The following is a 20,854-nucleotide window of genomic DNA, read 5'->3' as shown; positions in this document are numbered from 1 at the left end:
GCCCTCTGCGCACGCCCCTTCACGCCTCCGTGGGCTCCAGCAGCTGCCGTGCCTCCGCCCGCCGGGCCCGGACCGTGTCGTCGTCCGGGTCGGCACCCTCGTAGGCGTCGAGCACCGCACGCGCGCGTGCCGCCGCGTCGGCCGGCCGGCTCAGGTCGGCCTCCAGCCAGCCCGCCGCGAGTTCGGCGCCGGTACGGCTGTGCAGTCCGTCCTCGCCCAGCTCGGCGAAGAGGGCGATCGCGGCCGTCATCTCGGCCAGCGCCGCCTCGAACGCGTCCTGGATCGCCGCGTCCTCCGCGTCCTCGGGCACGGACCGGGCCAGCAGATCTCCGAACTGCCGGTGGGTGTGGCCGAGTTCACCGGTGAGCCGCTCCCGGGCCGCCGGGTCGGCGGGCGTGGGGAGTCCGGCCAGCGCCGCCTCGCACTCCGCCACCGCGGCCGCCATCAGCCGCCGCGCGCCCGCCGTCCCGGCCTCCGTACGCAGCGCCAGCCACGCGCGGGCCCGCAGCGAGCGGACCAGGAAGTGCACATTGCCCATCGCCCGCCACAACTCGCCCGCGCGCGTGTACGCCCGGTCCGCCTCGGCGGCCAGCCCCGCGTTGCCCAGCGACTCCGCGGCCAGGTGCGCGAGGGTGGCGTGGTCGTGCTGCTCGGGCCAGTGCCGGGCGATCTCGGCCGCCTGGAGGCGCCGTTCGGCCGCCGCGTGGTGCTCGCCGAGCTCGCTCAGACAGTCCCCGAGCCACCACTGGGTCTGGACGACCGCGCCGTCGCCGTGCGTCTCGGCGCTCAGGTCGGCCAGCGCCGACTCCAGCACCTCGGCGGCCTCCGCGAACCGCCCCTGCCGCAGCAGGAAGCCACCCAGCTGGTGCCGCGCCCAGGCACCCAGGGTGCCGCTCTCCCCGGCCTCGTCGGCCCAGTGCGCGGCCTCCAGGGCGTGCTCGGCGGCCTCCTCGGCCGCGCCCCGGCCGCCGAGCACCTCGGCCACCTGGAGATGCAGCTGGGCCCGCCCGACCGGCTCCACATACGGCCCGCCGTGCTCCAGAGCCGCGCGCAGCGCCCGCTCCGCCTCGGCCAGGTCGCCCTGCTCATGGGCGAGCGCGGCCACCCGCACCTCGTACTCCACCGCGAACCACGGCAGCTCCGCGCCGACGAACTGCGCCGACGCCTGCCGGAACAGCTCGCCCGCCCGCTTCTCGTCGCCGGCGTGCTCGGCCAGTTCGGCGAGCATCGCCCGCCCCTCGGCCGCCCGGGACACCAGCCGGACATCGGACCCACCGCGCCCGCCGACGAGCGCCAGCAGCTCCCGTACGGCCTGCTCGGCGTCGGCGGCGCCCTCCGACCGCTCGTGCACCCGCCGCATCAGGATCCGCGCCCGGCTCATCAGCACGGACGCCGTCTGCCGTACGCCCGTGGCGTCGTCGGCGTACAGCGCGAGGATCCGGTCGTACGGCTCGCCGATCGCCGCCGTCGCCTCGTCCAGTTCACCGGACAGCGCGCGGACGTAGGCCGCACGCGCGTGTGCCGCGATCGCCTCACCCTCGTCGCCGGCCTCCGCGTACAGTTCGGCCGCCCGCTCGAACAGCTCGACGCCCTCCGGGCCGCGGCCCATCGCCGTGTGGTCGGCGATCTCCGCGCGGACGTAGGTGTCCACCTCGGTGCTCTCGGCGGCCTCCGCGACCGCCGCCCATGCCTCCAGGGCGTGCGGCTGGAGCGTGTCCGACAGCCGACGCGCCTCGGCGAGCAGCGCGGGCAGCGACGGCCGCTCCGGCGCGGGCGCCTGCACAACCGGCGCGACCGGCCCGGCGGGCGCCGTCCGCACCGCCCGCACGCCCAGCGGCAGCCGGTCCACCAGCGGCCGCTGGGCCATGCGCTCGCGCAACTGGTCGCCGACATAGGAGGTGCCGTTGCGGGCGTCGAACCGCGCGGCCAGCTCCAGTGCCTCCGCGCGCGCGTGCACGGCGAGTTCCCCGGCGCTCCACGCCCGCCCGGCTGGGCCCGGTACCCGCTGCTCACCGAGGCCCAGCTCGGTCAGCCGCTCCATCAGCAGCGTCACCACCGCCAGGAAGTCCATCCGGCTGCGCGGCTGCCCGGTGTCCGTGAAGTAGGCGGGACGTTCCGCCAGCAGTTCGAGACCGCGCGCCTCGTTGCCGGTCAGCGCGCAGAACTCCACATGGTCCGCGTACGCGCCGCGCATGCTCTCCATGGGGCGGACCAGCCGGAAGCCGCGCAGATGGTGGGCGCGCGCCTCGTCGACCCGGCCAAGGCGCAGCAGCGGCACCAAAGAGGAGGCGAGGACCGTGTGCGGCTCGTGGGCGCAGCTGTACTCGCCCTCCAGGACCGGCCGCCACAGCTCCAGGGCCTCGGCGTCCCGGCCGTTGCGCAGCTGCCAGCCGCCCTGCCCGTGCAGCTCGCACGCGTGGCAGTCGGCCATCCGGTCCCGGTCCGCCGCCAGCCAGGCCGTGTACGCCCGCTCCGCGCGCGTGAAGTCACCGATGTGCCCGGCGACACTGAACTCGGCGCTGCGCACCGCCCGCTCGGAGTGCCCGGCGAGCCGGTAGCGGTGCTCCATCTCGCCCAGCCACTTCTCGATCGAGGCGAGCGGTACGTGCGGCTGGTCGAGCATGCCGGCCGACATCCACTTGAAGACCCAGTGCAGGGAATGCGTCTCGTACTCGTCGAAGTCCCCGGGCCGCTCGTCCCACAGGCGCAGCAGCCGCGCGAAGGGGACGAACATCCTGTCCTTCTCGGAGCTGTAGTTGTAGACCTTCAGCTGGTGCCCGAGCGCCTCGATCACGGCGAGCGGGATGTTCAGCTTCTCGGCCTCCGCCAGCAGCTGCTCCGCGCGCGCGTTGCGGGCGGGACCCTCCGGCTCCTCGGAGTTCTCGGCCATCGCGCGGCGCAGCGAGTCGAAGTCCGCGATCCCGCCGGTTTCGGCCATCAGCGGTCACCCTCCCCATGAGTGGCCCACTCCAGGAGGCCGATGAACGAGCGGTTGATCAGCACCGAGTCGGCGGGCCGCAGCGGGCGCTGGGCCATCAGCAGCGCCTGCCCGTAGAGCGATTCGCTCGCGGTGCCGATCAGCTCCGGGTCCGTCAGGGAACTGATCCGCCGGATCAGCGGGTTGAGATGGTTGAGCACCAGACGCGCCCGGGGTGCGCTGCCGCGCAGCGAGCCCAGGATGCCCGCCCACAGGTCGTCGGCCTGTTCCTCGGCCTGAGCGCGGGCCTGCTCGTGCCGCGCGGCCCGGTCGTCCAGGTGCAGCGCGGGCACCGAGAGCGGGTGGAAGGCGCGCAGGACGACATCACAGCCCAGCGGGTCCAGCTTCGCCCGCGCGGCCGCCAGGAAGCCCGCCAGCGCCAGCTCCTCCGCCGGATCCACCGCGTCCAGATGGGCGGTCACGGTGTCCGCGTCCAGCTCCGCGACCACCGTCCCGGGCCGCACCGACGGCAGCGCCTTGACCAGCTCGCTGTCGTACGTGTAACCGCCGTTGATCACCCCGACGCCCTGCGCGGAGGCGATCGGCGCGACCTGCCGGTACTCCTCGACCGTCCGCGTGAAGTGCACCACCGGGTGGCGCTGCGCGAACTCCTCCAGGGACAGCTGCCCGTCGGTGGTCTCGAAGGGGAGCCACGGCAGCATCGTGCGCAGCATCTCCTGGTCGTGCCGGGCCAGCGACTTCACACCCAGGTGGTGCACGGACAGGAACGCCGAAAGCCGTTCCGGATCACCGGCGGCCAGCCCGGTCAGCCAGGACCGAATCCTTTCGCCGAGCGCCTCCCGTACGGCGGCCAGCGTCTCGTCCTCGTACAGGGACTCGCGCGAGGCGGTCGGCCGCAGACTGTCCGTGTCCAGGACGCAGCGCACGAAGAACGCCCAGTCCGGCAGCAGCTGTTCGGCCCGCTCGGTGAGCAGCATGCCCTTGAGGTGCACGCGATGGGTGGCCCGCTGGGCGGGACTCACCGCCGACGGCAGCACATACGCCACCCCCCGGATCCCGGCGACCGGCACGTCGAGGGCGATCGAGTCCAGCGGCGCGAACCCGAACAGCTCCTGACAGTGCCGGGCCAGCGCCACCCGGCGGGTGCCGGGGGAGGGGTACGGCCGGTCCCAGGGCGCGGGCAGGTCGGTGACCGCCTCGTCGCCCACCCGGACGTCGTAGGGCAGCAGCGAGCCGAAGTCCCGCGCCAGCGCGAGCACCCGCCGCTCGTCCAGCCACTCCGCCGCCCCCGCCCGCGCCACCAGATGCACGGTGGTGCCGGGCTCGGGCCGCGCCTCGGGCGCCAACGTCCTGACGGTGTACGACCCGTCGTCGCGGGCCGTCCACTCCACGGGCGGCGCGTCCGGCGTGCGGGCACTGCGGCTGACCACCCGGATCCGCTCGGCGACCACGAAGCAGGCCAGCAGTCCGATGCCGAACTGGCCCAGGAAGTCGGAACGGGCCTCCTGCAGCCCGTCCGCCCGCTTGGAGCTGCGCCCGATGGTCGCGAGCAGACTGTGCACGTCCGACTCGGTGAGCCCGACGCCGCTGTCCTCCACCCGAAGGGCACTGCCGTCGGCGTACAGCCGCACGCGCGCCGGGGCGTCGGGCTGCTCGGCCCGTCTGGCGGTGATGGCGTCCACCGCGTTCTGCAGCAGCTCGCGCAGGTAGACCTTGGGGCTGGAGTACAGGTGGTGGGAGAGCAGGTCCACCAGACCACGAAGGTCGACCTGGAACGTATGAGGTGGCTGTGATGACTGGGATGACTGTGAGGTCTGGGAGTCCATCGTCGCTGCGCCGGAGGGGGGAAGACGTGGTCGGCGCGGGGTCGGGCGGTCCCTGGTGGGGTGGTGACCGCGGAAGGATGGCCGGAGCGCGCCATCCTATGACTCAAAACGGCCGTCTGACCAGGGGTTTCCCGAGACATATACGGCATTGTCAGTGGCGTGGTGTGCAATGGATCTCGTGCCCGCACTGGAAGAACCACTGAAGAAGGTGCTCGGCCCAGCCACCGCGAAGGTGATGGCCGAGCACCTCGGCCTGCACACGGTCGGCGATCTCCTGCACCACTACCCCCGCAGATACGAGGAGCGCGGCCAGCTCACCCACCTCGCCGACCTGCCCATGGACGAACACGTGACCGTGGTCGCCATGGTGGCCGACGCCCGCCTGCACACGTTCGCCTCCTCCAAGGCGCCGCGCGGCAAGGGCCAGCGGCTGGAGGTCACGATCACCGACGGCAGCGGCCGGCTCCAACTGGTCTTCTTCGGCAACGGCGTGCACAAGCCCCACAAGGAACTCCTGCCGGGCACGCGCGCGATGTTCGCCGGCAAGGCCTCGGTCTTCAACCGCCGCCTCCAACTGGCCCACCCGGCCTACGAACTGCTCCGCGGCGACGACCCGGCCGAATCGGTGGAGACCTGGGCCGGAGCCCTGATCCCGCTCTACCCGGCCACCGCCAAGCTGGAGTCCTGGAAGATCGGCAAGGCGATCCAGACGGTGCTGCCGAGCGTCCAGGAGGCCCTGGACCCCCTTCCGCCGGCCCTCCGCGAGGGCCGCGGTCTGGTCTCCCTCCCCGAGGCCCTGCTCAAGATCCACCGCCCGCACACCAAGGCGGACATCGCGCAGGCCCGCGACCGCCTCAAGTGGGACGAGGCCTTCGTCCTCCAGGTCGCCCTGGCCCGCCGCCGCCACACCGACGCCCAACTCCCGGCGGTGGCCCGCAGACCCAGCCCCGACGGCCTCCTCACGGCCTTCGACGACCGTCTCCCGTTCACCCTCACGGACGGCCAGCAGAAGGTCTCGAAGGAGATCTTCGACGACCTGGCGACGGAGCATCCGATGCACCGCCTCCTGCAGGGCGAGGTCGGCAGCGGAAAGACGCTGGTGGCCCTGCGTGCCATGCTCGCGGTGGTCGACGCGGGCGGCCAGGCGGCCATGCTCGCGCCCACCGAGGTGCTGGCCCAGCAGCACCACCGCTCGATCACCGAGATGATGGGGGAGCTGGCGGAAGGCGGCATGCTGGGCGGCGCCGAGCACGCCACCAAGGTGGTCCTGCTCACCGGCTCGATGGGCACGGCCGCCCGCCGCCAGGCCATGCTCGACCTCGTCACCGGGGACGCCGGCCTGGTGATCGGCACCCACGCGCTGATCGAGGACAAGGTCCAGTTCCACGACCTGGGCCTGGTGGTGGTGGACGAACAGCACCGCTTTGGCGTGGAACAGCGCGACGCCCTGCGCGGCAAGGGCGCCCAACCCCCGCACCTCCTCGTCATGACGGCGACCCCCATCCCGCGCACGGTCGCCATGACGGTCTTCGGCGACCTGGAGACCTCGGTCCTGGACCAGCTGCCGGCCGGCCGCTCCCCGATCGCCACGCATGTCGTACCCGCCGCCGACAAGCCCCACTTCCTGGCCCGCGCCTGGGAACGGGTCCGCGAGGAGGTCGGGAACGGCCACCAGGCGTACGTCGTCTGCCCTCGCATCGGAGACGAGGAGGAGGACCCGAAGAAGGCGAAGAAGACGGCCGAGGACGAAGCCGAGAAGCGCCCTCCGCTGGCCGTCCTGGACGTCGCCGACCACCTCGCCAAGGGCCCGCTCAGCGGCCTGCGGGTGGAGGTCCTGCACGGCAGGATGCACCCGGACGACAAGGACGCGGTGATGCGCCGCTTCGCGGCCGGCGACACGGACGTCCTGGTCGCCACCACCGTCATCGAGGTCGGCGTGAACGTCCCCAACGCCACCGCCATGGTGATCATGGACGCCGACCGCTTCGGCGTCTCCCAGCTGCACCAGCTGCGCGGCCGAGTGGGCCGCGGCTCCGCCGCCGGCCTCTGCCTCCTGGTCAGTGAGATGCCCGAGGCGAGCCCGGCCCGCCAGCGCCTGACGGCGGTGGCCTCGACCCTGGACGGCTTCGAGCTGTCGAGGATCGACCTGGAGCAGCGGAGAGAGGGCGATGTGCTGGGCCAGGCCCAGTCCGGAGCCCGCTCCAGCCTCCGCGTCCTGGCGGTCATCGAGGACGAGGAGATCATCGCGGAGGCGCGGGAGGAGGCGACGGCCCTGGTGGCGAGGGACCCGGAGCTTGCCGACCTTGTCGGCCTGCGAACGGCCCTGGACGCCCTCTTGGACGAGGAGAGAGAACAGTTCCTGGAAAAAGGCTAGAGGTGACCAACTCAGGGGCGCGGGGCTGTGTCGGTATGCGGCCCCGCCGCGCGAGCGCGACCAGCCACGGCGCACCCGCAGCCGCCGTCACTCACCAGGCACCCACCCCCGCGGGCCTGCCAGACTGAACCCGTAAAGCCGCCCTCGAAGAAGGACCCCCCATGACCCGCGTGATCGCCGGCCAGGCAGGCGGACGGCGCCTCTCCGTGCCGCCCGGCACAGGCACCCGGCCCACTTCGGACCGCGCGCGCGAGGGCCTGTTCTCCACCTGGCAGTCCCTCCTCGGCGGGCCCCTGGACGGCGAACGCGTCCTCGACCTCTACGCCGGTTCGGGAGCCGTGGGGCTGGAAGCCCTCTCCCGGGGCGCCGGCCACACCCTCCTCGTGGAGGCCGACCCCAGAGCCGCCCGCGTCGTACGGGAAAACGTGAAGAACCTGGGCCTGCCCGGCGCCGAGGTGAGGGCGGCCAAAGCGGAACAGATCGTCCAGTCACCGGCGCCTGCGCAGCCGTACGACCTCGTCTTCCTGGACCCCCCGTACGTCGTCTCGGACGACGATCTTCGGGAGATTCTCCTCACACTCCACTCGGGGGGCTGGCTAGCGCCGGAGGCGCTCGTCACCGTGGAGCGCAGCACCAGAGGCGGCGACTTCCACTGGCCGACCGGCTTCGAGGCCCTCCGGTCCCGTCGCTACGGCGAGGGAACGTTTTGGTACGGTCGCGCCGCCTCTACGTGCGAAGACGCACGATGACCGGACCGGAGAGCGAGGGATCACAAGTGCGCCGCGCCGTCTGTCCCGGGTCATTCGACCCGATCACCAACGGACACCTCGACATCATTGCCCGTGCGTCCCGTCTCTACGACGAGGTCTACGTCGCTGTGATGATCAACAAGTCCAAGAAGGGCCTGTTCGAGATCGACGAGCGGATCGACCTGATCCGCCAGGTCACCGCCGACTACGGAAACGTCCGCGTCGAGGCGTTCCACGGCCTCCTCGTCGACTTCTGCAAGCAGCGCGAGATCCCCGCCATCGTCAAGGGCCTGCGCGCCGTCAGCGACTTCGACTACGAGCTGCAGATGGCCCAGATGAACATCGGTCTGTCGGGCGTGGAGACGCTCTTCGTGCCGACCAACCCCGCCTACAGCTTCCTCTCGTCCTCCCTGGTCAAGGAGGTCGCCCAGTGGGGCGGGGACGTGTCGCACCTGGTTCCGGCGGCCGTTTTCGAGGCCCTCAACAAGCGTATTCACCCGGACTGATGGGGCTACAGTCGTCCCGTCCGTCTCCAACACGGCTGTAGAGAGTGGCGAGCGCAGGGTGGACGTACAGAACAAGCTCGACGAGATCGTGGCCACGGTCTCCGGTGCCCGGGCCATGCCCATGTCGGCATCGTGCGTGGTCAACCGGGCCGACCTGCTCGCGATGCTCGAAGACCTGCGCCAGGCGCTGCCCGGCTCCCTCGCCCAGGCCCAGGAGCTGATCGGTGACCGTGAACAGATGGTCGAGCAGGCGCGCATGGAGGCCGAGCGGATCATCGAGACCGCGCACGCCGAGCGCGGCTCGCTGATCTCCGACACCGAGGTGGCCCGCCGCTCCCAGGCGGAGGCCGACCGGATCCTCGGCGAGGCCCGCCGGGAGGCCGAGGAGGTCCGCGCCGACGCCGACGACTACGTCGACTCCAAGCTCGCCAACTTCGAGGTCGTCCTCACCAAGACCCTCGGCTCGGTCGGCCGCGGCCGCGAGAAGCTCCTCGGTACCGGCCCCGGCCTCGACGAGCAGGGCTACGAGGACGAGGACGCCCCCGAGCGCAGCCACGACCCCGAGACCCTGCGCCGGGACGCCGACGCCTACGTCGACGTCAAGCTCGGTGCCTTCGAGGCGGTCCTCGCCAAGACCCTGGAGGCCGTCGGCAAGGGCCGCGCCAAGCTGCACGGCCGGATCGCCTCCGACGCCCTCGGCGCCCTGGCCGACGACAACACGACCTTCCAGCACTCCAGCGACGCCGACTACCTCGCCGACCTCGCGGCCCTCGCCGACCAGGACGCCCAGGCAGCGCAGGCCGCGCAGGCCGCGCAGGCCGAGCAGCCCGCCGCCGCCCAGCAGCAGCCGCAGTACGACCAGCAGCCGGTGCAGCAGCCCATGGTGCAGGATCCGTACGGCTACCCGCAGCAGCAGGACCCCTACGGCGGCTACCCCCAGCAGCAGCCCGCCTACGCCCAGCAGGACCCCTACGGCTACCAGCAGGCCGACCCCTACGCCTACCAGGGCTACGACACCGGTCAGCAGCCCGTCTACGACCCCCAGCAGCAGCCGGCCCAGCACCAGTCGTATGCCCTCGACGAGACCAGCCTCTTCGACACCGGCATGATCACGCCGGAGCAGCTGAGGGCCTACGAGCAGGGCCGGGGACTCTAGGAATCCGGCCGAAGGCCAGCGGATTGGGCCGACAGCGAAAGGTCCAGTATCCTGGCTCTTCGGTCGCGTCTACATCCGCGATCACCGCTGCCCGGAGAGAAATTCCGGACGGCGTTCCTCTGAACTCGAAGATCGAAAGCAGGAATGGCTCCTCACGCACGCCTCGACCACCGCAACCCGTTCGTGTTCGACACACACGAGCTGGGGCGGCGTCCTGGCGCGCTGCAGCGCCTGACCCGCACGATCGACGCCCCCGAGGACTTCGGTATCAAAGGGGTCATCGGAGTGCCGGAAGGCGCCCCGGTGGAGCTCGACCTCCGGCTCGAGTCGGTCATGGAAGGGGTGCTCGTCACAGGCACCGCCCGTGCACAGGCCGAGGGGGAGTGCGTAAGGTGTCTGGAGCCGGTCGAGCAGGAGCTCGAAGCGGACTTCCAGGAACTGTTCTCGTACCCTGACGCCGACGACCGGGGCCGTGTGATCGCGGAACCGGGCGACGACGCCGAGGACGACGAGGACAGGTACTTCATCGAGGACGGCTTGTTCGACCTCGAACCCGTGCTGCGTGATGCGGTGGTGCTCGCACTGCCGATGCAGCCGGTGTGCCAGGACGACTGCGCAGGGCTGTGCTCCGAGTGCGGAGCCCGCCTCGCGGACGACCCGGACCACCACCACGACGCCGTCGACATCCGTTGGGCGGCTTTGCAGGGACTCGCCGGTTCCACGAAGGACGGCGAGAAGGACGAGATGAGCGGCGCTGACGCGCAAGCGGGCGTCGACGAGAAGCAGGAGAAGTAGCCGTGGCTGTTCCGAAGCGGAAGATGTCGCGCAGCAACACGCGCCACCGCCGGTCGCAGTGGAAGGCTGCGGTCCCCACCCTGGTTGCGTGCGAGCGCTGCCACGAGCCCAAGCAGCAGCACATCGCGTGCCCGTCTTGCGGCACCTACAACAAGCGCCAGGTCCTCGAAGTCTGAGCGGCCAGGTGAGAGGCACTGTGTCCAGTCCCAAGAAGGCGGAAGACGCTACGGCGGATTCAACCGCCAAGAAGAAAACGGACAACACGGCCTCGTCCCACACGCTTCTGGAAGGGCGGCTCGGCTACCAGCTCGAGTCCGCCCTTCTGGTGCGTGCTCTGACCCATCGTTCCTACGCGTACGAGAACGGCGGTCTGCCGACGAACGAGCGGCTGGAGTTCCTCGGTGACTCCGTCCTCGGCCTCGTCGTCACGGACACGCTGTACAAGACCCACCCGGACCTGCCCGAGGGCCAGCTGGCCAAGCTCCGGGCAGCGGTGGTGAACTCTCGTGCGCTCGCGGAAGTGGGTCGCGGTCTCGACCTGGGCTCCTTCATCCGGCTCGGCCGCGGTGAAGAGGGCACGGGCGGCCGGGACAAGGCGTCCATCCTCGCCGACACCCTGGAAGCGGTGATCGGCGCGGTCTATCTCGACCAGGGCCTCGACTCGGCGTCCGAGCTGGTGCACCGGCTCTTCGACCCGCTGATCGACAGGTCCTCGAACCTCGGAGCCGGCCTGGACTGGAAGACCAGTCTCCAGGAGCTCACCGCGACGGAGGGCCTCGGCGTGCCCGAGTACCTGGTCACGGAGACCGGTCCCGATCACGAGAAGACCTTCACTGCTGCCGCCCGCGTCGGAGGCGTCTCGTACGGCACCGGCACCGGCCGCAGCAAGAAGGAGGCGGAGCAGCAGGCCGCCGAGTCCGCCTGGCGCGGCATCCGCGCCGCGGCGGACGAGCGAGCCAAGGCAGCCAAGGCGGCAGCGGCAGCGGCAGCCGAGCAGGCCGCCGCCGCGGCCGAAGAGGACGACGGCTCGTCGTCCGCCGCCTCCGCCTGAAGAACAGCGCGACGATCCGAGCGCCCGGCCCCTTCCCAGGGCCGGGCGCTCGCATCGTCCAGGGTCCTGCACGGGAGACGCGATGCCCGAATTGCCCGAGGTCGAGGTCGTACGGCGTGGCCTGGAGCGATGGGTCGCCCATCGTGTCGTGGCCGAGACCGAAGTGCTGCACCCGCGTGCCGTACGACGGCATCTCGCCGGCGCCGACGACTTCGCGCACCGGCTCAAGGGCCACCGCGTCGGCACCCCGAGCCGGCGCGGCAAGTACCTGTGGCTGCCGCTGGAGGACACCGACCAGTCGATCCTCGCCCATCTCGGCATGAGCGGTCAGTTGCTGGTGCAGCCGCACGAGACACCGGACGAGAAGCACCTCAGAATCCGCGTGAGGTTCGCCGACGGCCTTGGCACCGAACTCCGGTTCGTCGACCAACGCACCTTCGGTGGCCTGTCGTTGCACGACAACACCCTCGACGGGCTGCCGGACGTCATCGCGCACATCGCCCGCGACCCCCTCGACCCGCTGTTCGACGACGAAGCCTTCCACCAGGCGCTGCGCCGGAAGCGATCCACCATCAAGAGGGCACTGCTCGACCAGTCGTTGATCAGCGGGGTCGGCAACATCTATGCGGACGAGGCCCTTTGGCGGGCCCGTCTCCACTACGAGCGGCCCACCGCCGGTTTCACCCGCCCGCGCACCGCCGAACTCCTCGGCCATGTACGGGATGTGATGAACGCGGCCCTGGCCGTCGGCGGCACCAGCTTCGACAGCCTCTATGTCAACGTCAACGGCGAGTCGGGGTACTTCGACCGCTCACTGGACGCGTACGGCAGGGAGGGGCTGCCCTGCCGGCGGTGCGGCACGCCGATGCGCAGGCGGCCCTGGATGAACCGGTCCAGCTACTTCTGCCCGAAGTGTCAGCGGGCGCCGCGCGTCGCGTCGTAGCGTTCGCGGGCGGCCAGCACCTCGTCCATCCGGCTCTCCACGAAGTGGACGACGGACAGCAGGCGGTCGGCGACCTCGCGGCCGAGCGGGGTGAGTTCGTAGTCGACCCGCGGCGGGTTGGTCGGCTGGGCCTCGCGGTGCACCAGGCCGTCGCGCTCCAGCGCCTGGAGGGTCTGGGAGAGCATCTTCTCGCTGACGCCGTCCACGCGCCGGCGCAGCTCGTTGAACCGGAACGACCCCTCGTGCAGCGCGCTCAGCGTCAGCCCGCCCCAGCGGCCCATGACGTGTTCGAGCGTGGTGCGCGAGGGACAGGCCCGGGCGAAGGCGTCGTACGGAGGATGCGTCTCCTCGGGACGGTCCTGGGTGCTGATGGTCATGCGCCAAGCCTAAGCGAGCACGGCGCTAACCAACAGGGTGCGCTAACTGTCGGTTAGCGCACCCTGGGGCGGTCGGGACGGGTCAGTAGCCGAAGTCCTGCGTCCACCAGGGGCCGCCCGAACCGAAGTGCACCCCGACCCCGAGGGTCTTGAAGTCGCAGTTCAGTATGTTGGCGCGGTGGCCTTCGCTGTTCATCCAGGCGTCCATGACGGCCTGGGCGGTGGCCTGGCCCCGGGCTATGTTCTCGCCGCCCAGGTTGGCTATGCCGGCGGCCGCGGCCCGGTCCCACGGCGTCTTGCCGTCCGGGTCGGTGTGGTCGAAGAAGTCCCGCGCGGCCATGTCCTCGCTGAACGCCTCGGCCAGCTTGGCCAGAGACGAGTTCGCGGACAGCGCGCTGCAGCCGACCTTGGCCCGCTCCTCGTTCACCAGCTTGAGCACCTCGGCCTCGGCGGCGGCCGCCTCGGACACGGTGATCGGCGCGGCGGTCTTCACCGGCGCCTTGGTGGCCGTCCTGCTGGGCGTGGGCGTCGCTTTGTTGGACGGCGTGGCGCTGGGCGTCGGCTTCTCGGACGCCGTCTTCGTCGGCGTGGGCGACGAGGAGGCGGAGGCCGGGGCGGAGGCGGAGGCCGTTTCCGTGGGCGAGCCGGAGCGCTGGGTGTCCCGGCTGGTCGAGGAGCCGGTGTCCGGGCTCTCGGCGCTGCCGGAGGTGCCGCCCTGCTCGGCGGCCGTGTTGCTGGGAGCCCCGTCGGCCTGCACGCGGTCGCCGCCGGTGGTGCTGGTGTTGCCGCCGAGCTTGTAGTTCGCCAGGCCCGGCACCATGCCGGTGGCCACCGCGACGGTGCCGATGGCGACGGCGGCCGAGACGCCGAGCAGACCCGTGCGCATGGGCCGTGCGGCCTTCTTCGTGCGCCGGTGCCCGCTGCCACCGGCGGAGGAGCCGCCGATCACCGGGGCGAACTCCTCGGTGGAGAAGACGGCCGTGTCGTCGGCCCGGGCGTAGTCCTCTTCGCTCGCGTACAGGTAGGCGGAGCTGCGCGCGTTGGCGTCGGCGTAGGCCTCCTGGTGCAGGTAGGCCGCGGTGCCCGTCCCGAAGCGGAGGCCCGCGTACGAGTCCTGCGAGTCGTGGCCACCTGTGTAGGGGCCGTCGTTCTCCGTGCCCCCCGTGGCGTGGCCCGTGGCGGCGCGGCCGGCGGCGGAGCGTCGGTGGCGTCCCATGTCCTTGCCTTCTTCCCTCGTCCTCGCGGTCGGGGTCGACCAGGGGGCCGGTGTGGCCAATGACTCCTTCTGGTCAACCAGACTCACTCGATCGAGTGAGTTTCAGATGAGATTCATTGGGTGGGGACGGTACCGCATGGCGGTGGGGGCGGAAGCGTTCCGAGTGACATTGGCCGGTTAGGTTGCACTCATGAGCGAGGATGTGCGACTGGTCGCCTGGGTCCGTGGACGCGTGCAGGGTGTGGGATTCCGCTGGTTCACGCGGGCCAAGGCCCTGGAGATCGGCGGCCTGAGTGGTTTTGCTCTCAATTTGGGCGACGGTCGAGTGCAGGTGGTCGCGGAGGGCTCCCGGACGGGCTGCGAAGGCCTGCTCGACTGGCTCCAGGGCGATGACACGCCCGGGCGGGTGGAGGGTGTCACCGAGATCTGGGACACACCCCGCGGTGGTTATGACGGCTTCGCCATCCGCTGACCCGTCGTGCGAAGACCCGCAGGCAGAAGCGGAGCGAACTGCCACCGGCATGTGCCCAAAGCAGGAATGGCCTGGTGGTTGCCAAGAATCGCTTGTCGTGGCAGGCTCCGCGGATAAGGATGATCGCCACGTCCTGAGGGCCCCGCTGGAATCGCAGCGCCGTCGGTCCTGAGCCGCGTGCGCCCGGGTTCGCCCGCCAATACAGGGCGTGATCGTGTTGACCGTCAAACTTTTTGGTGAGACGCTGAAAGCCCCGCGCACCTTAGCTGTTTGGCATGGAGCAACAGGCGAGTAACACTCGGATGTGTCAAGCACCGCGGGTGCGAATCCCTCACGACCCACACCGCTACGGTCGGTCACTCAGTGTGGAGGACCATCCATCATGGCAAAGGCGCTTCTCGGTTACGTCGGCGGCTCTGACCCGCGACTCCTCGCCGAGATGCGACGGCTCCAGCAGCGTGTCCAGGACCTCGAATCCGAGCTGGTTCGGATTCAGGCCGAGAACGACGCGCTGACGGCTGCCGCTTCTCCCGACAGGATCATGGAGAGCATCGACGCAAACCAGGCGGAGCCTGCGCTCACCTGATCGTTGCATCGCTCCACAACAGCACATGCGACGGTTGGGCAGCCCTTTCAACCGCTAAGTTGTCAAGATCTGCAAGGGACGCCCCGGCGTCCCTTCTTTTCTTTCCCGTCCCTCTGGCCTGCCCCCGCGCCCCCGCGCCCGGCACCTTCCAGCCCCGCGCATCCTTTCACCCTCTTTAACGTCTGGTGTGCCCTGCATGTTCATGCGCGAAACCGCGAGGTTGCGAGGGGTCGTGGAGTGCGCTAGCGGCGCCGGGTAAAGTCCGACGGCGTGCATCTCAAGGCCCTGACCCTTCGAGGGTTCAAGTCGTTCGCCTCGGCGACCACGCTCCGGTTCGAGCCGGGGATCACGTGTGTCGTCGGTCCGAACGGCTCGGGCAAGTCCAACGTCGTGGACGCGCTCACCTGGGTCATGGGTGAGCACAGCGCCAAGTCGCTGCGCGGCGGCAAGATGGAGGACGTCATCTTCGCCGGCACCACCGGCCGCCCGCCGCTGGGCCGCGCCGAGGTGTCCCTGACCATCGACAACTCCGACGGCGCGCTGCCCATCGAGTACGCCGAGGTCACCATCACGCGGATCATGTTCCGCAACGGCGGCAGCGAGTACCAGATCAACGGCGACACGTGTCGCCTCCTCGACATCCAGGAACTGCTCTCCGACTCCGGCATCGGCCGCGAGATGCACGTCATCGTCGGCCAGGGCCAGCTGGACTCCGTCCTGCACGCCGACCCGATGGGCCGCCGGGCCTTCATCGAAGAGGCGGCCGGTGTACTGAAACACCGCAAGCGCAAGGAAAAGGCCCTCCGCAAGCTGGACGCGATGCAGGCCAACCTCGCGCGCGTGCAGGACCTGACCGACGAGTTGCGGCGCCAGCTGAAGCCGCTGGGCCGCCAGGCGGCGGTGGCGCGCCGGGCCGCCGTCATCCAGGCGGACCTGCGCGACGCGCGCCTGCGCCTGCTCGCCGACGACCTCGTACGACTGCGCCAGGCGCTGCAGAGCGAGATCGCCGACGAGGCCGCCCTCAAGGAACGCAAGGAAGCCGCCGAGCAGGAGCTGAAGAAGGCCCTCCAGCGCGAGGCGCTCCTGGAGGACGAGGTACGCCGGCTCACGCCGCGCCTGCAGCGCGCCCAGCAGACCTGGTACGAGCTGTCCCAGCTGGCCGAACGTGTCCGCGGCACCATCTCGCTGGCCGACGCCCGGGTGAAGAGCGCCACCTCCACGCCCCCCGAGGAGCGGCGCGGCCGCGACCCCGAGGACATGGAGCGCGAGGCCCACCGCATCCGTGAGCAGGAGGCCGAGCTGGAGGCGGCCCTGGAAGCGGCCCAGCACGCCCTCGACGACACCGTCGCGCACCGTGCCGAACTGGAGCGCGAACTGGCCCAGGAGGAACGGCGCCTGAAGGACGTGGCCCGCTCCATCGCCGACCGCCGGGAGAGCCTGGCCCGGCTGAACGGCCAGGTCAACGCGGCCCGTTCGCGTGCCGGCTCGGCCCAGGCAGAGATCGACCGGCTGGCCGCCGCCCGTGACGAGGCCCAGGAGCGGGCGGTCTCGGCGCAGGAGGAGTACGAGGCGCTCAAGGCGGAGGTCGACGGCCTCGACGCCGGTGACGAGGAACTGGCCGGCCGGCACGAGCAGGCCAGGCTGCGGCTCGCCGAGGCGGAGGCGGCCCTGACGGCGGCCCGCGAGGCGACCACCGCGGCGGAGCGCAGTCGCGCCGCCACCCAGGCCCGCCGCGAGGCGCTGGCGCTGGGCCTGCGCCGCAAGGACGGCACCGGCATACTGCTCGGCGCCCGGGACCGCCTCACCGGAGTCCTGGGCCCGGCGGCGGAACTGCTGACGGTGACGCCGGGCCACGAGGTCGCCCTGGCCGCGGCCTTCGGTACGGCGGCCGACGCCGTCGCGGTCACGACCCCGACCTCGGCGGCCGACGCGATCCGCCTCCTCCGCAAACAGGACGGCGGCCGAGCAGCCCTGCTCCTCTCGGGCGCCCCCGAACCGCCCCAGTCGGAAACGCCCTACAGGGGCGCGGGGAACGGCGCGACCAGCCACGACGGTGCGGCAGACGGCCGACGACCCACCACGGCACTGGAAGAAGCCGGCGACTTGACGGCACCCCATGGGGGCGCGGGGAACGGCGCGGCCAGCCACGACGCACCCGCGGCCGACGGGCGACCCCTCCCGGCGCCCCCCTCCGGGACACCTGCCGCCGATCTCGTCCGTGGCCCCGCCGACCTGATGCCCGCCGTCCGCCGCCTCCTGCACGGCATCGTCGTGGTCGACACCCTCGAAGCCGCCGAGGAACTCGTCTACCGCCGGCCCCACCTCACCGCCGTCACCGCCGAAGGCGACCTCCTCGGCGCGCACTTCGCGCACGGCGGCTCCGCGGGCGCCCCCAGCCTCCTCGAAGTGCAGGCCTCCGTCGACGAGGCCGCCGCCGAGCTGGAGGAGCTGGCGGTCCGCTGCGAGGCGCTGGCCGAGGCCCAGCAGACGGCCCAGGAACACCGCAAGGCGTGCACCGCACAGGTCGAGGAGCTGGCCGAACGCCGCCGCGCCGCCGACCGGGAGAAGTCGGCCGTCGCCCAGCAGCTCGGCCGGCTCGCCGGACAGGCGCGCGGCGCGGCCGGTGAGGCGGAACGTTCCACGGCGGCGGCCGCCCGCGCCCAGGAGTCCCTCGACAAGGCCCTGGAAGAGGTCGAGGTACTGGCCGAGCGGCTCGCCGTGGCCGAGGAGATGCCGGTCGAGGAGGAGCCGGACACCTCGGTGCGCGATCGTCTCGCCGCCGACGGCGCCAACGCCCGCCAGACCGAGATGGAGGCCCGCCTCCAGGTCCGTACCCACGAGGAGCGGGTCAAGGGCCTCGCCGGCCGCGCCGACTCCCTCGACCGCGCCGCCCGCGCGGAACGCGAGGCACGCGCGCGTGCGGAACAGCGCCGGGCCCGGCTGCGCCACGAGGCCGCGGTCGCGGAGGCCGTCGCCGTCGGCGCCCGCCAACTGCTCGCGCATGTCGAGGTCTCGGTGGGCCGGGCCGACCGGGAGCGGGCCGCCGCCGAGGCCGCGAAGGCCCGGCGCGAGCAGGAGCTGACCGCCGCCCGCGGCACCGGCCGCGACCTCAAGGCGGAACTCGACAAACTCACGGATTCAGTTCACCGGGGCGAGGTACTCGGCGCCGAGAAGCGGCTGCGGATCGAGCAGCTGGAGACCAAGGCGCTGGAGGAGCTCGGTGTCGAACCGGCCGGACTCGTCGAGGAGTACGGACCGCACCTGCCGGTGCCGCCCTCGCCCCCCGCCGAGGGTGAGGTGCTGCCGGACGACCCGGAGCACCCGCGCAACCAGCCCAAGTCCTTCCACCGGGCTGAACAGGAACGGCGCCTCAAGGCGGCCGAGCGGGCCTACCAGCAGCTCGGCAAGGTCAACCCGCTCGCCCTGGAGGAGTTCGCGGCTCTTGAGGAACGGCACAAGTTCCTCAGCGAGCAGCTGGAGGACCTGAAGAAGACCCGCGCCGACCTGCTTCAAGTGGTGAAGGAGGTCGACGAACGCGTCGAGCAGGTCTTCACGGAGGCGTTCCGGGACACGGCCCGCGAGTTCGAGGGCGTCTTCAGCCGTCTCTTCCCGGGCGGTGAGGGAAGGCTGATCCTGACCGATCCCGACAACATGCTCACCACGGGCGTGGACGTCGAGGCCCGGCCGCCGGGCAAGAAGGTCAAGCGGCTCTCCCTGCTGTCGGGTGGCGAGCGCTCGCTGACCGCCGTGGCGATGCTGGTGTCGATCTTCAAGGCGCGGCCCAGCCCGTTCTACGTCATGGACGAGGTCGAGGCGGCCCTGGACGACACCAACCTCCAGCGGCTGATCCGGATCATGCAGGAGCTCCAGGAGTCGTCGCAGCTGATCGTGATCACGCACCAGAAGCGCACGATGGAGGTCGCCGACGCGCTCTACGGCGTCTCCATGCAGGGTGACGGTGTGTCGAAGGTCATCAGCCAGCGGCTGCGCTGACGCCGGGTCGTGGCCGGCTTGGGCTGCGGGTGCGTCGTGGCTGGTCGCGCCCCGCGGCGGAGCCGCCAATCGACACAGCCCCGCGCCCCTAGGTAGATCATCTCCCCCTCTTCTTCAAGAAGTGAACGCATCTTCATTGCGTGGTATCTGCAACTTCACACCAGCCCGCCTATTGACTTCGAAACTTGAAGGCATAGTCTCTGCAACGTTGCTTTTACCTTCAGGTGTGAGCGGTGTGGAGTTGTGCGCCACTTGAACCTGAGAGGGCTCACCCCCACCCCCGGCAGCGCTGCCGGGTGGCCCGAGGAGTTTTCTGTGACCAGCACTGCGCAGGCACCCAATTCAGGAGCCGGGACGGCTCCCCCCGAGCATCTCGGGCATGTCATCTTCATCGCGGCGGCCGCCGCGATGGGCGGCTTCCTCTTCGGCTACGACAGCTCCGTCATCAACGGTGCCGTCGAGGCCATCCGAAGCCGCTATGACATCGGGTCCGCCGCCCTGGCCCAGGTCATCGCCATCGCCCTGATCGGCTGTGCCATCGGTGCCGCGACCGCCGGGCGGATAGCCGACCGGATCGGCCGTATCCGCTGCATGCAGATCGCCGCCGTGCTGTTCACCATCAGTGCCGTCGGTTCGGCGCTGCCGTTCGCCCTGTGGGACCTCGCCTTCTGGCGGATCATCGGCGGCTTCGCCATCGGTATGGCCTCCGTGATCGGCCCCGCCTACATCGCCGAGGTCGCCCCGCCCGCCTACCGAGGCCGCCTCGGCTCCTTCCAGCAGGCCGCGATCGTCGTCGGTATCGCCATCTCGCAGCTGGTCAACTGGGGTCTGCTCAACGCCGCCGGCGGCGACCAGCGCGGCAAGCTGATGGGCCTGGAGGCCTGGCAGGTCATGCTGGGCGTCATGGTGATCCCGGCCGTCCTGTACGGCCTGCTCTCCTTCGCCATCCCCGAGTCCCCGCGCTTCCTGATCTCGGTCGGCAATCACGACCGCGCCCGCGAGATCCTCGAAGAGGTCGAGGGGGACAAGATCGACCTGGACGCCCGCGTCGCCGAGATCGAGCACGCGATGCAGAGCGAGCACAAGTCCACGTTCAAGGACCTCCTCGGTGGCTCCTTCTTCTTCAAGCCGATCGTCTGGGTCGGTATCGGCCTCTCGGTCTTCCAGCAGTTCGTCGGCATCAACGTCGCGTTCTACTACTCCTCGACGCTGTGGCAGTCGGTCGGCGTCGACCCGACGGACTCGTTCCTCTACTCCTTCACGACGTCGATCATCAACATCATCGGCACCGTGATCGCGATGATCTTCGTGGACCGGATCGGCCGCAAGCCGCTGGCCCTCATCGGCTCGGTCGGCATGGTCGTCGGCCTCGCCCTGGAGGCCTGGGCCTTCTCCTACCACCTGGTCGACGGCAAGCTCCCCGCCGCGCAGGGCTGGACCGCGCTGATCGCCGCGCACATCTTCGTCCTCTTCTTCGCCCTGTCCTGGGGTGTGGTCGTCTGGGTCTTCCTCGGCGAGATGTTCCCGAACAAGATCCGCGCCGCCGCGCTGGGCGTGGCCGCCTCCGCCCAGTGGATCGCCAACTGGGCCATCACCGCGAGCTTCCCGTCGCTGGCCGACTGGAACCTCTCCGCGACCTACGTGATCTACACGGTCTTCGCGGCCCTCTCCATCCCGTTCGTCCTCAAGTACGTCAAGGAGACGAAGGGCAAGTCCCTGGAGGAGATGGGCTGAGCCTCGCCACGAGGCCCCCGACTCGAGGAGAAGGGCCAAGTCCCCGCTGCCCCTCTCCTCGTACCCTCCGTCGCCGGGGGCGGGGGGGCGGGGCCGCGCGCGGGGGCGCGTCCGCGGGCCCCCGCCACCGAGCGCCCG

The 20,854-nt window shown here is 71.0% G+C and carries 16 protein-coding genes; 12 read left to right on the top strand and 4 right to left on the bottom strand.

The annotated features are described in order from the left end of the window. Nucleotides 1–19 precede the first annotated feature (19 nt). A complete protein-coding gene (locus ACWGJB_RS27870; protein WP_453382815.1) occupies nucleotides 20–2,938 on the bottom strand; it encodes a tetratricopeptide repeat protein in 2,919 nt (972 codons plus the stop codon). After that, nucleotides 2,938–4,764, bottom strand: coding sequence for an HSP90 family protein (locus ACWGJB_RS27865; RefSeq protein ID WP_453382814.1), 1,827 nt, complete (start codon nucleotides 4,762–4,764; stop codon nucleotides 2,938–2,940). Before ACWGJB_RS27865 ends, ACWGJB_RS27870 begins: the two co-directional genes overlap by 1 nt. Nucleotides 4,765–4,933: 169 nt before the next feature. On the opposite strand from ACWGJB_RS27865, the gene recG reads away from it, so the two are divergent. The 8 genes from recG (at nucleotide 4,934) to mutM (ending at nucleotide 12,338) form a co-directional block, all read left to right on the top strand. Continuing rightward, nucleotides 4,934–7,138, top strand: coding sequence for an ATP-dependent DNA helicase RecG (gene recG, locus ACWGJB_RS27860; protein WP_453382813.1), 2,205 nt, complete (start codon nucleotides 4,934–4,936; stop codon nucleotides 7,136–7,138). Nucleotides 7,139–7,299: 161 nt separating this feature from the next. Continuing rightward, nucleotides 7,300–7,887 carry a 16S rRNA (guanine(966)-N(2))-methyltransferase RsmD gene (gene rsmD, locus ACWGJB_RS27855; RefSeq protein WP_453382812.1) on the top strand — a complete coding sequence of 196 codons (588 nt, stop codon included), beginning with the start codon at nucleotides 7,300–7,302 and terminating at the stop codon, nucleotides 7,885–7,887. 26 nt (nucleotides 7,888–7,913) lie between these two features. Beyond that, complete coding sequence (coaD, locus tag ACWGJB_RS27850) at nucleotides 7,914–8,393, top strand: pantetheine-phosphate adenylyltransferase (RefSeq protein WP_453382811.1); 480 nt, start codon at nucleotides 7,914–7,916, stop codon at nucleotides 8,391–8,393. A gap of 58 nt (nucleotides 8,394–8,451) precedes the next feature. After that, nucleotides 8,452–9,549, top strand: coding sequence for an ATP synthase F0 subunit B (locus ACWGJB_RS27845; RefSeq protein WP_453382810.1), 1,098 nt, complete (start codon nucleotides 8,452–8,454; stop codon nucleotides 9,547–9,549). Between the two features lie 144 nt (nucleotides 9,550–9,693). Continuing rightward, nucleotides 9,694–10,344: a YceD family protein gene (locus ACWGJB_RS27840; protein WP_453382809.1), complete on the top strand. Its 651-nt coding sequence runs from the start codon at nucleotides 9,694–9,696 to the stop codon at nucleotides 10,342–10,344. A gap of 2 nt (nucleotides 10,345–10,346) precedes the next feature. Continuing rightward, on the top strand, nucleotides 10,347–10,520 hold the full coding sequence (gene rpmF, locus ACWGJB_RS27835; RefSeq protein WP_003951102.1) for a 50S ribosomal protein L32: 174 nt from the start codon (nucleotides 10,347–10,349) through the stop codon (nucleotides 10,518–10,520). A gap of 8 nt (nucleotides 10,521–10,528) precedes the next feature. Then, nucleotides 10,529–11,395, top strand: coding sequence for a ribonuclease III (rnc, locus tag ACWGJB_RS27830; protein ID WP_453382808.1), 867 nt, complete (start codon nucleotides 10,529–10,531; stop codon nucleotides 11,393–11,395). 82 nt (nucleotides 11,396–11,477) lie between these two features. Next, on the top strand, nucleotides 11,478–12,338 hold the full coding sequence (gene mutM / locus ACWGJB_RS27825) for a bifunctional DNA-formamidopyrimidine glycosylase/DNA-(apurinic or apyrimidinic site) lyase (RefSeq protein WP_453382807.1): 861 nt from the start codon (nucleotides 11,478–11,480) through the stop codon (nucleotides 12,336–12,338). Here the strand turns inward: mutM and ACWGJB_RS27820 are convergent. Further along, nucleotides 12,311–12,715 carry a winged helix-turn-helix transcriptional regulator gene (locus tag ACWGJB_RS27820; protein WP_453382806.1) on the bottom strand — a complete coding sequence of 135 codons (405 nt, stop codon included), beginning with the start codon at nucleotides 12,713–12,715 and terminating at the stop codon, nucleotides 12,311–12,313. The genes mutM and ACWGJB_RS27820 overlap by 28 nt on opposite strands. Before the next feature lie 82 nt (nucleotides 12,716–12,797). After that, nucleotides 12,798–13,931 carry a CAP domain-containing protein gene (locus tag ACWGJB_RS27815; protein ID WP_453382805.1) on the bottom strand — a complete coding sequence of 378 codons (1,134 nt, stop codon included), beginning with the start codon at nucleotides 13,929–13,931 and terminating at the stop codon, nucleotides 12,798–12,800. A 190-nt stretch (nucleotides 13,932–14,121) separates the two neighbouring features. Here ACWGJB_RS27815 and ACWGJB_RS27810 point away from each other — a divergent pair, with 190 nt between their 5' ends. The 4 genes from ACWGJB_RS27810 to ACWGJB_RS27795 all read left to right on the top strand — a co-directional run bounded on the left by ACWGJB_RS27810 (nucleotide 14,122) and on the right by ACWGJB_RS27795 (nucleotide 20,716). After that, nucleotides 14,122–14,403: an acylphosphatase gene (locus ACWGJB_RS27810; protein WP_089098517.1), complete on the top strand. Its 282-nt coding sequence runs from the start codon at nucleotides 14,122–14,124 to the stop codon at nucleotides 14,401–14,403. A 382-nt stretch (nucleotides 14,404–14,785) separates the two neighbouring features. Continuing rightward, nucleotides 14,786–14,989 (top strand): hypothetical protein, encoded by a 204-nt coding sequence (locus ACWGJB_RS27805; RefSeq protein ID WP_093498859.1) that lies wholly within the window; start codon nucleotides 14,786–14,788, stop codon nucleotides 14,987–14,989. A 270-nt stretch (nucleotides 14,990–15,259) separates the two neighbouring features. After that, entirely contained in the window at nucleotides 15,260–18,982 is a 3,723-nt protein-coding gene (locus ACWGJB_RS27800; protein ID WP_453382804.1) for an AAA family ATPase, read from the top strand. Nucleotides 18,983–19,297: 315 nt separating this feature from the next. Next, nucleotides 19,298–20,716 carry a sugar porter family MFS transporter gene (locus ACWGJB_RS27795; RefSeq protein ID WP_453382803.1) on the top strand — a complete coding sequence of 473 codons (1,419 nt, stop codon included), beginning with the start codon at nucleotides 19,298–19,300 and terminating at the stop codon, nucleotides 20,714–20,716. Nucleotides 20,717–20,854 lie beyond the last annotated feature (138 nt).

The organism is Streptomyces sp. NPDC054813 (assembly GCF_053611365.1).
Note: the sequence above shows the minus strand (reverse complement) of the source record. Positions and strands in the feature narration are given on the sequence as shown.